This window comes from Amaricoccus sp. W119 (assembly GCF_047275745.1).
Taxonomy (GTDB): Bacteria; Pseudomonadota; Alphaproteobacteria; order Rhodobacterales; family Rhodobacteraceae; genus Amaricoccus.
This window is the reverse complement of sequence record NZ_JBKQWU010000002.1, coordinates 171,478-183,372: the sequence shown is the minus strand read 5'-3', so window position 1 is coordinate 183,372 and position 11,895 is coordinate 171,478. Positions and strand designations below refer to the sequence as shown.

The following is an 11,895-nucleotide window of genomic DNA, read 5'->3' as shown; positions in this document are numbered from 1 at the left end:
CGAGGGACGGGAAGGCCATGAACGAGACCAGCGTCGAGACTCACGAGAACCAGCTTCGATCCCGGCTCGACTACCTGAACGCGCGACTGCACCGCATCGACGAGGCGCTCGACGAACCGGTCGAGGCCGGCGAGCAGGCGGTCGAGCGCGAGGATGAGGAAGTGCTCGAGGATCTCGGCGCCGCCGGGCTGCAGGAGATCCGCATGATCGAGGCGGCGCTCGACCGTATCCGACATGGCTCCTACGGGATCTGCGCCGTCTGCGGCGAGCCGATCCCCGAGGAGCGGCTCGATGCCGTGCCCCACGCCGCGACCTGCCGGGATTGCGCCGGCTGACGCCTTAGCCCGCCGGAGCCCCCGCCTCGCGCGCGAGCATCGCCCGCTTGACCGACAGCCCCCAGTGATAGCCGCCGAGCGCGCCATCCTTGCGGACCACGCGGTGGCAGGGCACGTGCCAACTGACCGGATTGAGCCCGACCGCCGTCGCCACCGCCCGATGCGCCGAAGGGCGCCCGATCGCCTCGGCGATGTCGGAATAGGTGACGACGCTCCCCGCGCGGACCCGGGTCAGCGCCTGCCAAACCGCGCGCTGGAAGGGGGCGCCGATGAGACAGAGCGGCGCGCCGTCGGGGTCCGCGACCCAGGACCGGAGCGCGTCCGGGTCCTCGATGAGACGGGCGGCGGGGAAGCGGCTGGTCAGGTCGGCGAAGGCGGCGTCGTGGCCCGTCTCGGCGGTGAATCCGAGCGCGCAGAGACCCGCGTCGGTTCCGAGCGCGACCGCCTCGCCGAAGGGTGTGCCGAAGACACCCCAGCGCATGGCGAGCCCTTCGCCTGATCGGGTCGCCGGAAAGGAAATCTCGCGCGCGGGGGCCGGATCGAGGGGCGCGCGCCGCCCGGAGAGCAGGGCTCGGGTCCCCGCGTCGGTGCGGGCGGATCGGTAGTCTGGCGGCCGGGCGTTGAACATCGGGGAACCTCCGGGCCGCGACCCTAGGCCCGAGGCGCGCGCGGCGCCAGCCTCCTCGTGGGACGGGACTCGGATGGGCCTCGCGGGACCGGAAAGGGTGCTCCGGGCGGCTTCATGCCGGATCGGGGCCGGGATCGCATGGGGGATCGTACGGCGGGGATCGTACGGCGGGGATCGCACGGGGGGATCGCACGGGGGGATCGCATGGGGTCGCTCCGGTACCCGCGCCTTCGCGCTTGCGCGTCCCGCGCGGGCCATGCGAAGGGAGGCGCCATGGCGGCCCAGCTCGACTACCGGACGATCGAGGAGATTTTCGGCCGCTTCCAGGCGGCCGAGCCCGAGCCGAAGGGCGAGCTCAACCATGTGAACGCCTATACCCTGCTCGTCGCCGTGGCGCTCTCGGCGCAGGCGACCGACAAGGGCGTGAACCGGGCGACCGAGGCGCTGTTCCGCGAGGTGCGGACGCCCGAGGCGATGATCGCGCTCGGCGAGGAGCGGCTCATCGAGCATATCCGCACCATCGGCCTCTACCGCAACAAGGCGAAGAACGTGATGGCGCTGTCGCGCATCCTGGTCGAGCAATATGACGGCGAGGTGCCGAGCTCGCGCGCGGCGCTTCAGTCCCTGCCCGGCGTGGGGCGCAAGACGGCCAATGTCGTGCTCAACATGTGGTGGCGCCTGCCCGCGCAGGCCGTCGATACTCATATCTTCCGCGTCGCCAACCGCACCGGTATCGCGCCGGGACGCGATGTCGTCGCGGTCGAACGTGCGGTCGAGGATCAGGTGCCGGCGCCGTTCCAGCTTCACGCCCACCACTGGATGATCCTGCATGGCCGCTACGTCTGCCGCGCCCGCGCGCCGGCCTGCCGGCTCTGTCTCATTCGTGACCTCTGTGACTTCGAGGAGAAGAACCTTTGAACAAGGCTTACCAGGTTGTCGGCATCGGCAATGCGATCGTCGATGTGATTTCCACCGTCGAGGATGATTTCCTCGCCGCCAACAATGTCGAGAAGGGCATCATGACGCTGATCGACACCGATCGGGCGGTCGAGCTCTACGGCAGGATGGGCCCGGCGCGTGAAGTGTCCGGCGGCTCGGCCGCCAACACGATCGCGGGGCTCGCGGCGCTCGGCGCGCGGACCTCCTATGTCGGCAAGGTGAAGGACGACCAGCTCGGCGCGATCTTCGCCCATGACCTGCGCGCGCAGGGCGCCGATTACCAGACGCCGCTCGCGCCGAAGGATCACCCCGCCGAGACCGGGCGCTGCATGGTGCTGGTGAGCCCGGACGGGGAGCGGTCGATGTCGACCTACCTTGGCGTTTCCGAGTTCCTCGCGCCCTCGGATATCAACGAGGCGGAGATGGCGGCGGCCGAATGGCTCTTCCTCGAAGGCTACCGCTTCGACGGGCCGGATTCGATCGCGGCCTTCGAGAAGGCGGTGCGCGCGACCAAGAGCGCGGGCGGGCGGGTGGCGATCACGCTCTCCGACCCGTTCTGTGTCGAGCGGCATCGCGGCGAATTCCTGCGGATGATCCGCGACGACGTGGATCTGCTCATGGCCAACGAGCACGAGCTTCAGTCGCTCTACCAGACCGGCGATCTGGAGGCGGCGATGCTGCGGGCCCAGGCGGAGGTGCCGATCACCGCCTGCACGGTCGGACCCAAGGGCGCGCATGTGCTGACCGGCGATGCCCGGGTGCATGCGCCGGCGACCGCGGTCAATGTCGTCGACGCGACCGGGGCGGGCGATCTCTTCGCCTCGGGATTCCTCTTCGGCGCTGTCACCGGGCGGGACTGGCTCACCTGCGCCCGCATGGGCTGCGCCGCGGCCGGCGAGGTGATCAGCCATATCGGCGCGCGGCCCGAGGCGGATCTGCGGGAGCTTTTCGCGAGCGACGGTCTCGTCTGAGCCTCCGGCGGGGCGCGCGACCGGCGGGCCCCGCCTATTCCTCGGAGCGGCTCGTGGCGTCGCGGTTCCGCTCATACCGTTTCGCGAGTGGGAAGGGCGGCAGCCAGGATTCGCGGCGGATGGTCCAGAGTTCGTAGCTTGGCCGGAACTGGTCGGGAGCGTCGAGCGAACCGAGGTTCACCTCGACCTCGTCTCCCGAGCGCCCGAAGACCGGCGAGCCGCAACGTGGGCAGAAGAACCGGCCGGCGTAGCCGCGCGTCTCGCCGGTGACCGTCACCGCTTCCGCGGGGAAGATCGCGCTCGCGTGGAAGAGCGCCCCGTGATGCTTGCGGCAATCGAGGCAATGGCAGAGACCCACCCGGTACGGGCGCCCCGCGGCGGTGATCCGGAGAGCGCCGCAGAGGCATCCTCCCGTGACTCTCTCCATTCCGGGCCTCCCTCGGTCGCGTCGCGACTCTCACTTGATCAGGGCGGAAATCGCCTTGAACTCGGGATGGGCGGCGGTGCCGAGCCATTCGAAGAGCACCATCTCGGTGGTCACGATCTCCGCGCCGTGCTTCTCCATCCGCGCGAGGCCGGCCGCGTGATTGGCCGGAACCCGCGACCCGACCGCGTCGGCCACGACCGCGACCTTGCGTCCCCGGTCGAGCAGGCCGAGCACCGTCTGCGTGACGCAGATATGCGCTTCCGCGCCGGTCACGACCAGGGTCGCCTCGGTCGCGAGCTGCTCGGCGAAGGCGGGGGTGCCGAGCGCGTCGAAGGTCATCTTCTCGGTCACCTCCTCCGCCCGGGCGCCGAGATCGGGCAGTGTCGCGCCGAGGGCGCGGCTGTTCTGCTCGGTATAGGCCACCTGCACGTCGAGCCGCCGGGCGGCCTCGGTCAGCCGGCGCAGGTTCAGCGTCATCGCCTCGGCCCCGTCGATCACCGCCATCAGCCGCGGCTGGACGTCGATGACCAGAAGTTCCGAGCTCTCCGCCTTCAGTACCATCAGCGTCTCCTCCCCATGTTTCGCGCCGAGGCTGTCCCACCGCCAGGCGCTTGGCAAGGGCCCGAGAGACGCGGGCCGAGGGACGTGGGCGGAGGGACGTGGGTGGAGGGACGTGGGCCGAGGTCGGGCTTGACCTCGGCGCGGTTTGCCTCTTGCTTCTCGTGAGCCCAAGGGGAGGCAATCGCATGGCTTACGACTACGACCCGCAGAACGTCTTCGCCCGCATCCTGCGCGGCGAGATCCCGAACGAGACCGTGCTCGAAACCGAGCACAGCCTCGCCTTCCACGACATCCGGGGGCAGGCGCCGCTGCACATCCTGGTGATCCCGAAGGGACCTTACGTCAATTTCGACCATTTCGCAGCCGAGGCGAGCGCAGAGGAGATCGTCGATTTCAACAAGGCGGTCGCGCGGGTCACGGCCGAGCTTGGCGTCACGCCCGGCGAGGGCGGTGCCGGATACCGGCTGATCGCCAATTCGGGCGACAACTCGCATCAGGAAGTGCCGCACATGCATTTCCATATTCTCGGAGGCCGCCCGCTCGGCCGGCTGCTGGTCGCACCGGCTGATTGATCCGGATGAGGTTTGGCACCGACCAGGCGGGCGTCCCTCGGCGCGCTCGCTCCCATGCGCGTTGTGCGACGGAGGAGGTAGCTCAATTTCGGATCGGGGTGGAATCGCCGACGCTATAGCCGCCGCCGAGCGGCGCGCGGCGGAAGCGCAGGCAAATGCGCCCGACTTGGAGCGGCAGGTGGGGATCTGGTTCGAGATGAAAGAACAGACAGCGCCTCTGCGCGATCTCATGCGCCTGCGGAAGCCAGCGATCGATGAGGACTGCCGCATCGCCGGGTGCGGTTCATATGCCGGTTCGATCATATGAGCGTCACGCACCCCGCATTCCTTGACGTCACACCCCTGGATGAGGTATTTAGCTAGCGCGTTAATTAATGAGTTGGCTAAATAGATGACGATGCCGCTCGTCCCGGCCCGCGCTCCGGATGCGCTGTCAGCGACGCTGTCGGCGCTTTCCGATCCGACGCGGCGGGCAATTCTCGCGCGGCTGTCGCAGGGCGAGGCGACGGTGAACGAACTGGCCGCGCCCTTCGCCATGAGCCTGCCCGCCATTTCGCGGCATCTCAAGGTGCTGGAACGCGCCGGCCTCATCGCACGGGGCCGCGCGGCGCAGTGGCGTCCCTGTCGGCTGGAACCCGAGCCTCTGCGCGCGGTTTTCGAATGGCTGGAGGATTATCGGGACTTCTGGGATCGGGGCCTTGTCCAGTTCGACGCGCATCTGCTGGAACTACGAGAGGGGGACCCGATGGAAGCGACCACCGAGAGCCGGACGGAAGACGGGGCCGGGCATTGGCTCGACCTGTCCCGCCATTTCGACGCGCCGCGTGGTCTGGTCTTCACCGCCTGGTCCGATGGGGTGCACCTGCGGCGCTGGTGCGCGCCCGCGGGGTTCACCGTGACCGATGGCGCGGGCGATTTCCGCGAAGGCGGCGCCTGGCACGCCGAACTCACCGGCGACGATGGAACCGTGCTCCGCGCGGAAGGCGACTATCTCGAGATCGACCCCGGCCGCCGCATCGTGCACAGCCACCGCTGGGCCGCCACCGATGCCGCGACGGATGGGGTGGACGGGGCGTCGGGACGCGAACGGCGCCTCGAGGTCACGCTGATCGACGAGGGCGAGGGCACGCGGCTGGGGCTCAGGATGGGGCCGTTCGAGGAGCGGACCAATCGTGACGGGCACCGGGCCGGATGGACGGAGACCTTCGACGGGCTCGACGCCTACCTCCCCGAGATGATCGCCGCCCATCCCGCGCCGGCCGATGAGCCGGTGATCCGCCTTGTCCGCGTCTATCCCCATCCGCCCGCCCGGGTCTGGAGGGCATGGGCCGATCCGGGGCACATCGGCCACTGGTGGGGGCCGGACGGTTTCACGACGACGACCCATGCCTTCAGCTTCCGCGAGGAAGGCGGCTGGCATTTCACCATGCATGGCCCCGACGGGATCGACTATCCGAACCGGATCCGCTTCGTCACCGTCGATGAGCCCCGCCACCTCGCCTATCATCACCAGGGCGAGGACGAGGCCGACGATTCGGTCTTCGACACCGACGTGACTCTCGCCGCGGTGGCCGGGGGGACGCGGCTGACGCTGACGATGCGGTTCGCCTCGGTCGAGGTGCGGAACAATGTCGCGCGGACGTTCGGCGCGATCGAGGGCGGACAGCGGACGCTCGCCCGGCTGGGCGCCCGCCTCGAGAGCGGGGCCTGAGCCCGGCAGGACGACGACGAGAGCAGCCAGCGGAGATCCCGGAATGCAGATCGACCCCTACCTCAGCTTCGACGGACGCTGCGCCGAGGCGTTCGACTTCTACGCCTCGGTGCTCGGTGGCGAGGTGACCATGCGCTCGACCTGGGCGGAGGCGCCGGCGGACATGGGTGTCGGGCCGGAACAGGCGGAGCAGGTCATGCACTCCTGCCTCAGGATCGGCGACCGGGCGATCTTCGGCGCGGACGCCCCGGGGAACTGGTATTCGAAGCCGCAAGGCTTCTCGGTCGCGCTCACCTATCCGACGGCGGCGGAGGCGCGGGCGATCTTCGAGGCGCTCTCGGACGGCGGCCAGGTGATGATGGCCTTCGCGCCGACCTTCTGGGCGGCGGGGTTCGGGATGTTCATCGACCGGTTCGGCACGCCCTGGATGGTCGGCACCGACGAGCCCCCGTCCTGAGCGGTTCCTGAACGGGGCTCGAGCCAGCTCGCGGGCCGGAGCCGCGCTGCCCATTGCCGCCCGGCGCGCATGAGGCTAATCAGAGGCGAACCCAGCGTCCGCATCACGGAGCCTCTTCCATGCCAGCACCCGAGCCGGAGACCATCGAAGTGACCAAGAGCCGCGTCGCCTGCGATGGCGGTGGCGGCGCGGGCGGCCATCCGCGGGTCTGGCTCGAGATCGACCCGACGACGGGCTTCGTCGAATGCGGCTACTGCGACAAGCGCTACGTGCTGAAGCCGGGCGCCGGTGCCGGCCATCACTGACCGGAACGAAGGCCCGAGGGGGGCCGTTGATGTGGCGCGGTTCGGCGAGGGCCATCACCTCCACCTGATCGACGGGTCCGGATTCATCTTCCGGGCCTATCACGCGCTGCCGCCCCTGACGCGGAAGTCGGACGGGCTGCCGGTGGGCGCGGTCGCGGGCTTCTGCAACATGATCTACAAGATGGTCGAGGATGCGAAGGGCGCCGATGCCCCGACCCATGTCGCCGTCGTCTTCGATCATTCCGCCGTCACCTTCCGCAACGCCCTCTATCCCGAATACAAGGCCCAGCGGCCGGAGCCGCCGGAGGATCTGCGCCCGCAATTCCCGCTGATCCGCGAGGCCACGCGCGCCTTCAACCTCGCCTGCGTCGAGCTCGAGGGCTACGAGGCCGACGACATCATCGCGACCTATGCCGTGCAGGCGGTCGAGGCGGGCGGGCGCGTCACCGTCGTCTCCTCCGACAAGGATCTGATGCAGCTGGTCCGGCCCGGCGTCGAGATGTTCGACATCATGAAGAACCGCCGGATCGGCCGCGACGAGGTGTTCGAGAAGTTCGGCGTCTTCCCCGAACATGTGATCGACGTGCAGGCGCTCGCGGGCGATTCCGTCGACAACGTGCCCGGCGCGCCGGGGATCGGCATCAAGACGGCGGCGCAGCTCATCACCGAATACGGCGATCTCGACACGCTGCTCGCCCGCGCCGAGGAGATCAAACAGCCGAAACGGCGCCAGACGCTGCTGACCCACGCCGACCAGATCCGCGTCTCGCGCGATCTCGTCACGCTCAGATGCGACACGCCGGTCGAGGAGGGTCTCGACACGCTGGAGGTGCGCGAACCCGACCCCGAGGCGCTGCTCGATTTCCTGAACCGGATGGAGTTCCGGACGCTGACCGCGCGCGTCGCGGCGAAGCTCGGTGTCGATGCCCCGGTGGCCGCCGCCGCGCCGGCGCGGAGCAGCGCCCCGCGCGAGGCCTCGGCCGGCCCGGCGCGGCCCGACCTGCCGCCGATCGAGGCGGAGAAATACGCGATCATCCGCGAGCCCGCCGAACTCGAAGCCCTGCTTGCCCGCGCCGTGGAACAGGGTGCCCTCGCGCTCGTCGCGAGAACGAGCGGAGGGGACGAGATGCGGGCCGAACTGGTCGGCCTCGGCCTCGCCGCCGCGCCGGGCGACGCGGCCTATGTCCCGCTCGCCCATATGTCGGGCTCGGGCGATCTCTTCGACGGCGATGCGCGCGTTCCGGGGCAGATGCCGATCGACGACGCGCTCGCCCTGTTGCGGCCGGTGCTGGAGGACGCGGCGATCCTGAAGATCGGCCACAACCTCAAGGCCGATGTGAAGCTTTTCGCGCGTCACGGGATCGCGGTCGCGCCGATCGAGGACACGCTGCTCATCTCCTACGCGCTCCATGCCGGGCTGCACGGGCACGGGCTCGAAGTGCTCGCCGAGAAGTACCTCGGCCATGCGACGATCCCGCTCAAGTCGCTGATGGGGGGGCGGGGCCCGAAGACCTTCCAGGATGTCGCGGTCGAGGCCGCCGCGCCCTTCGCGGCGGAGGAGGCGGATGTTATCTGGCGGCTCCGCGCCGTCTTCCGCCCGCGGCTGCCCTTCGCGAAGGTTACGCGGGTCTACGAGACGCTGGAACGCCCGCTCGTCCCCGTCCTCGCCGAGATGGAGGCGCATGGGATCAAGGTCGACCGCGGCCAGCTTTCGCGGCTCTCCGGCGATTTCGCGCAGCGCATGGCGGGGCTGGAGGCGGAGATCCACGAACTCGCGGGCGGGCCGTTCAACGTCGGCTCGCCCAAGCAGCTCGGCGAGGTGCTCTTCGACCAGATGTCGCTGCCCGGCGGCAAGAAGGGCAAGACCGGCGCCTATGGAACCGGCGCCGACATTCTGGAGGAACTCGCGGCGCAGGGGCACGACCTGCCGGCCCGCGTGCTCGACTGGCGGCAGATCTCGAAGCTCAAATCGACCTATACCGACTCGCTGCAGGCGGCGATCAACCCGCGCACGGGCCGGGTGCATACCTCCTACATGATCGCGGGCGCCAATACCGGGCGGCTCGCCTCGACCGATCCGAACCTGCAGAACATTCCCGTCCGGACCGACGAGGGGCGGCGCATCCGCGAGGCCTTCGTCGCCGTCGAGGGACACCGGCTGCTGAGCCTCGACTACAGTCAGATCGAGCTCCGCATCCTCGCCCATATAGCCGACATTCCCGCGCTCAAGGAGGCGTTCCGCGAAGGGCTCGACATCCATGCGATGACCGCCTCGGAAATGTTCGGCGTGCCGATCGAGGGGATGCCCTCGAACATCCGCCGGCAGGCGAAGGCGATCAATTTCGGCGTGATCTACGGCATCTCCGCCTTTGGCCTCGCGAACAACCTGCGTATCCCGCGCGACGTGGCGAAGAAGTTCATCGACACCTATTTCGAGCGCTTCCCCGGCATTCGCGAATACATGGACCAGACCATCGCCTTCGCCAAGGCCAACGGCCATGTCGAGACGCTGTTCGGCCGGCGCATCCATACGCCCGAGATCAACGCCAAGGGCCCGCACGCCGGTTTCGCGCAGCGCGCGGCGATCAACGCGCCGATCCAGGGGACCGCGGCCGACATCATCCGCCGCGCGATGATCCGCGTGCCCCCGGTGCTCGAAGGGCTTCCGGCGAAGATGCTGCTGACGGTGCACGACGAACTGCTCTTCGAGGTCGAGGAGGGCGCGGTCGAGGAAACGGCGGCGCGGGTCAAGGCGGCGATGGAGGCCGCGACGCTGCCGGCCGTGGCGCTCGACGTGCCGCTCGTCGTGGAGGCGGGCAGCGGCGAGAGCTGGGCGGCGGCGCACTGAGGCTCGGGAGCGGGAGGCGGGCGAAGGTTCGCCCTACTCAGCCCAGGCCCCCGCGACCCAGTCGCTCGGCAGGATGAAATGGCGCAGGTAGCGCAGCGGCGGGTCGGGGCGGTCGGGGCTGAGGAGTCCCTTCAGATGCTCCATCCGCGAGAGCGGCTTGTAGTGCCGCCCCCAATGCCCGGCGATCGCATGCGGGGGCAGCAGGCCGCCCGGAAAGATCACCACCTTCGCGTCCGGCGGCAGCCGCGGCGGCTGGAAGAAGTTGAGCGGAAACGGCCGGGCGCAGTCGTTGCGGAAGCTTTTGACCCAGCCCGAGGGCCAGAACGAAATCCCGCCCGGCGCCTCGCGCGTCACGAACCGCTGCTCGAAGCGGAAGGCGTCGGCGATCCCCTGTGGATCGGCCCGGAACCGCTCCTGAAGTGGCAGGAGCTTGCCGACCGGGAAGCGGAACAGCGAGGTCTGGCCGAGTTTTTCAAGCGGCGTCGAGGGATTGCGCGCGAGGATCACATCCTCCGGCGCTCCCTCGGAGAAGAAGCCGTCCATGTTCCCGGTCACCACGAGGTCGAGGTCCATGAAGAGGACCGGCCCCGTCAGATCGCCAAGCTCCGCCCCCCAGAGCCGCGCCTTCGGCCAGATGCCCTTGGTCCCGGTCGGCATCGCGACATCGAGCGGCGGCAGCGGGAAGGCCCGGACCTCGGGGCGGAGCCCGGCGTCGGTATCGGTGAAACAGCTGAAGCTGAACGGCGGCGTGATGTTGCGCGCCACCCCGGCATAGAGCCGGTTCACGTAAGGCGCGCCATATTTCGTGCCCCAGTTGATGCAGATGACCTGCTTGACCGTATCGTGCGCCATCGGTTCAGAAATCGCTGACGATGCCCTTCTTCTCCCAGTCGCCGTAGCGTGTCGGCTCGGGACCCTTCGGCCCGCCGTGTTCGACCGGGAAGATGCGCGCCGGCGCCTTGGCCCGGCGTTCCTCGGCTTCCGCCAGCGCGCGCGCCGCCTGCGCCGCCGCCCGCGCAGTCGCCTCTGCCTGGGCCCGCGCCTCTTTTTCAGTCGGCTGGCTGGACATATATAACTCCCGGATCGGTTGGCCGATCATAGTGTCCCGGCGCGGCTGGTCGCAAGGGCACGCGGGAGGTGGAGGAAGGATGAACTACTTCAGGACGATGCTGCTGCTCGCGGGGCTGACCGCGCTCTTCATGGGCGTGGGCTTCCTGATCGGCGGCAGAGGCGGCATGCTGATCGCCCTCGTCTTCGCGATCGGGACCAACGCCTTCGCCTACTGGAATTCCGACAAGCTCGCGCTCCGCGCCCATAACGCCGAGGCGGTGACGCGGGCGAGCGCGCCGGAGCTTTACGAGATGGTCGGGCGGCTCGCGAAGAACGCGAACCTGCCGATGCCGCGCGTCTTCATCATGCGCGCCGATCAGCCGAACGCCTTCGCGACCGGCCGCGATCCCGAGAACGCCGCCGTCGCCGCGACCACGGGCATTCTCCAGCTTCTGAACCGAGAAGAACTGGAGGGGGTGATCGCGCATGAACTCGCCCATATCAAGAACCGCGACACGCTCATCATGACTGTCGCGGCCACCGTCGCCGGTGCGATCTCGATGCTGGCGCAGTTCGGCATGTTCTTCGGCGGCTCACGCGATCGGGAGAGTCCGATGGGGCCGATCGCGGTCCTGCTCGCGGTGCTCTTCGCGCCGCTGGCCGCGATGGTCATCCAGATGACGATCAGCCGGACCCGGGAATATTCCGCCGACAAGCTGGGCGCCGAGATCTCCGGCAAGCCGCTGGCGCTCGCGAGCGCGCTGCGCAAGATCTCGGGCTACGCGCATCGGATCGAGATGCCCACGGCCGAGCGCAGCCCTTCGACGGCGCCGCTCTTCATCATCAACCCGCTCTCGGGGCGGCGGATGGACAATCTCTTCTCGACCCATCCGAGTGTCGAGAACCGGATTCGCGCGCTCGAAGCGATGACCGGGCGGCCCGGTGGTGGAGGGCCCGCGCCGCGCGCGCCGATGCCGGAGCGGCATGTCCAGACCAGTCCGACCCGCATCCCGAGTTCCGGCCGCCGCGGCGACCTCCAGTGAGCGCTTCGGCCCGGAAGACGGTGCGACCCGGAGCGGGGCGCACGCGCG

The 11,895-nt window shown here is 69.2% G+C and carries 14 protein-coding genes; 9 read left to right on the top strand and 5 right to left on the bottom strand.

Annotated elements, in window-relative coordinates:
• Window positions 1–17: 17 nt before the first annotated feature.
• On the top strand, window positions 18–335 hold the full coding sequence (locus ACLJK8_RS02605) for a TraR/DksA family transcriptional regulator (protein ID WP_413148445.1): 318 nt from the start codon (window positions 18–20) through the stop codon (window positions 333–335).
• Window positions 336–339: 4 nt separating this feature from the next.
• Here the strand turns inward: ACLJK8_RS02605 and ACLJK8_RS02600 are convergent, their stop codons facing one another.
• Entirely contained in the window at window positions 340–963 is a 624-nt protein-coding gene (locus ACLJK8_RS02600) for a methylated-DNA--[protein]-cysteine S-methyltransferase (RefSeq protein WP_413148444.1), read from the bottom strand.
• A gap of 273 nt (window positions 964–1,236) precedes the next feature.
• Here ACLJK8_RS02600 and nth point away from each other — a divergent pair, with 273 nt between their 5' ends.
• Together nth and ACLJK8_RS02590 are read left to right on the top strand one after the other, a co-directional pair.
• Complete coding sequence (gene nth, locus ACLJK8_RS02595; protein WP_413148443.1) at window positions 1,237–1,881, top strand: endonuclease III; 645 nt, start codon at window positions 1,237–1,239, stop codon at window positions 1,879–1,881.
• Window positions 1,878–2,873 (top strand): adenosine kinase, encoded by a 996-nt coding sequence (locus ACLJK8_RS02590; protein ID WP_413148442.1) that lies wholly within the window; start codon window positions 1,878–1,880, stop codon window positions 2,871–2,873. The genes nth and ACLJK8_RS02590 overlap by 4 nt, the downstream gene beginning before the upstream one ends.
• 34 nt (window positions 2,874–2,907) lie before the next feature.
• On the opposite strand, the gene ACLJK8_RS02585 is transcribed toward ACLJK8_RS02590, so the two are convergent.
• Both ACLJK8_RS02585 and ACLJK8_RS02580 read right to left on the bottom strand, forming a co-directional pair.
• Window positions 2,908–3,300: a GFA family protein gene (locus tag ACLJK8_RS02585; protein WP_413148441.1), complete on the bottom strand. Its 393-nt coding sequence runs from the start codon at window positions 3,298–3,300 to the stop codon at window positions 2,908–2,910.
• A gap of 30 nt (window positions 3,301–3,330) precedes the next feature.
• Window positions 3,331–3,861: an isochorismatase family protein gene (locus ACLJK8_RS02580; protein WP_413148440.1), complete on the bottom strand. Its 531-nt coding sequence runs from the start codon at window positions 3,859–3,861 to the stop codon at window positions 3,331–3,333.
• Window positions 3,862–4,046: 185 nt separating this feature from the next.
• Here ACLJK8_RS02580 and ACLJK8_RS02575 point away from each other — a divergent pair, with 185 nt between their 5' ends.
• The 5 genes from ACLJK8_RS02575 to polA all read left to right on the top strand — a co-directional run bounded on the left by ACLJK8_RS02575 (window position 4,047) and on the right by polA (window position 9,754).
• The gene (locus ACLJK8_RS02575; protein ID WP_413148439.1) at window positions 4,047–4,433 is read left to right on the top strand and encodes an HIT domain-containing protein; all 387 of its coding nucleotides are present in this window, start codon (window positions 4,047–4,049) and stop codon (window positions 4,431–4,433) included.
• Window positions 4,434–4,824: 391 nt separating this feature from the next.
• A complete protein-coding gene (locus ACLJK8_RS02570; protein WP_413148438.1) occupies window positions 4,825–6,144 on the top strand; it encodes a metalloregulator ArsR/SmtB family transcription factor in 1,320 nt (439 codons plus the stop codon).
• Between the two features lie 43 nt (window positions 6,145–6,187).
• Window positions 6,188–6,601: a VOC family protein gene (locus ACLJK8_RS02565; protein WP_413148437.1), complete on the top strand. Its 414-nt coding sequence runs from the start codon at window positions 6,188–6,190 to the stop codon at window positions 6,599–6,601.
• Window positions 6,602–6,720: 119 nt separating this feature from the next.
• Window positions 6,721–6,906 (top strand): zinc-finger domain-containing protein, encoded by a 186-nt coding sequence (locus ACLJK8_RS02560; RefSeq protein WP_413148436.1) that lies wholly within the window; start codon window positions 6,721–6,723, stop codon window positions 6,904–6,906.
• Window positions 6,890–9,754, top strand: a complete 2,865-nt coding sequence (gene polA, locus ACLJK8_RS02555) for a DNA polymerase I (protein WP_413148435.1) — start codon at window positions 6,890–6,892, stop codon at window positions 9,752–9,754. The genes ACLJK8_RS02560 and polA overlap by 17 nt, the downstream gene beginning before the upstream one ends.
• A gap of 33 nt (window positions 9,755–9,787) precedes the next feature.
• On the opposite strand, the gene ACLJK8_RS02550 is transcribed toward polA, so the two are convergent.
• Window positions 9,788–10,606: a glycosyl transferase gene (locus ACLJK8_RS02550; protein ID WP_413148434.1), complete on the bottom strand. Its 819-nt coding sequence runs from the start codon at window positions 10,604–10,606 to the stop codon at window positions 9,788–9,790.
• A gap of 4 nt (window positions 10,607–10,610) precedes the next feature.
• Window positions 10,611–10,823: a DUF1674 domain-containing protein gene (locus ACLJK8_RS02545; RefSeq protein ID WP_413148433.1), complete on the bottom strand. Its 213-nt coding sequence runs from the start codon at window positions 10,821–10,823 to the stop codon at window positions 10,611–10,613.
• Between the two features lie 79 nt (window positions 10,824–10,902).
• Here ACLJK8_RS02545 and htpX point away from each other — a divergent pair, with 79 nt between their 5' ends.
• Window positions 10,903–11,847 carry a zinc metalloprotease HtpX gene (gene htpX, locus ACLJK8_RS02540; protein ID WP_413148432.1) on the top strand — a complete coding sequence of 315 codons (945 nt, stop codon included), beginning with the start codon at window positions 10,903–10,905 and terminating at the stop codon, window positions 11,845–11,847.
• Window positions 11,848–11,895: the final 48 nt, after the last annotated feature.

Excerpts from the sequence above, each read along its gene's own strand:
- ACLJK8_RS02605 (WP_413148445.1), top strand. The coding sequence starts at position 18 with ATGAACGAGACCAGCGTCGAGACTCACGAGAACCAGCTTCGATCCCGG.
- ACLJK8_RS02600 (WP_413148444.1), bottom strand. The coding sequence starts at position 963 with ATGTTCAACGCCCGGCCGCCAGACTACCGATCCGCCCGCACCGACGCG.
- nth (WP_413148443.1), top strand. The coding sequence starts at position 1,237 with ATGGCGGCCCAGCTCGACTACCGGACGATCGAGGAGATTTTCGGCCGC.
- ACLJK8_RS02585 (WP_413148441.1), bottom strand. The coding sequence starts at position 3,300 with ATGGAGAGAGTCACGGGAGGATGCCTCTGCGGCGCTCTCCGGATCACC.
- ACLJK8_RS02580 (WP_413148440.1), bottom strand. The coding sequence starts at position 3,861 with ATGGTACTGAAGGCGGAGAGCTCGGAACTTCTGGTCATCGACGTCCAG.
- ACLJK8_RS02575 (WP_413148439.1), top strand. The coding sequence starts at position 4,047 with ATGGCTTACGACTACGACCCGCAGAACGTCTTCGCCCGCATCCTGCGC.
- ACLJK8_RS02570 (WP_413148438.1), top strand. The coding sequence starts at position 4,825 with ATGACGATGCCGCTCGTCCCGGCCCGCGCTCCGGATGCGCTGTCAGCG.
- ACLJK8_RS02565 (WP_413148437.1), top strand. The coding sequence starts at position 6,188 with ATGCAGATCGACCCCTACCTCAGCTTCGACGGACGCTGCGCCGAGGCG.
- ACLJK8_RS02560 (WP_413148436.1), top strand. The coding sequence starts at position 6,721 with ATGCCAGCACCCGAGCCGGAGACCATCGAAGTGACCAAGAGCCGCGTC.
- ACLJK8_RS02550 (WP_413148434.1), bottom strand. The coding sequence starts at position 10,606 with ATGGCGCACGATACGGTCAAGCAGGTCATCTGCATCAACTGGGGCACG.
- ACLJK8_RS02545 (WP_413148433.1), bottom strand. The coding sequence starts at position 10,823 with ATGTCCAGCCAGCCGACTGAAAAAGAGGCGCGGGCCCAGGCAGAGGCG.
- htpX (WP_413148432.1), top strand. The coding sequence starts at position 10,903 with ATGAACTACTTCAGGACGATGCTGCTGCTCGCGGGGCTGACCGCGCTC.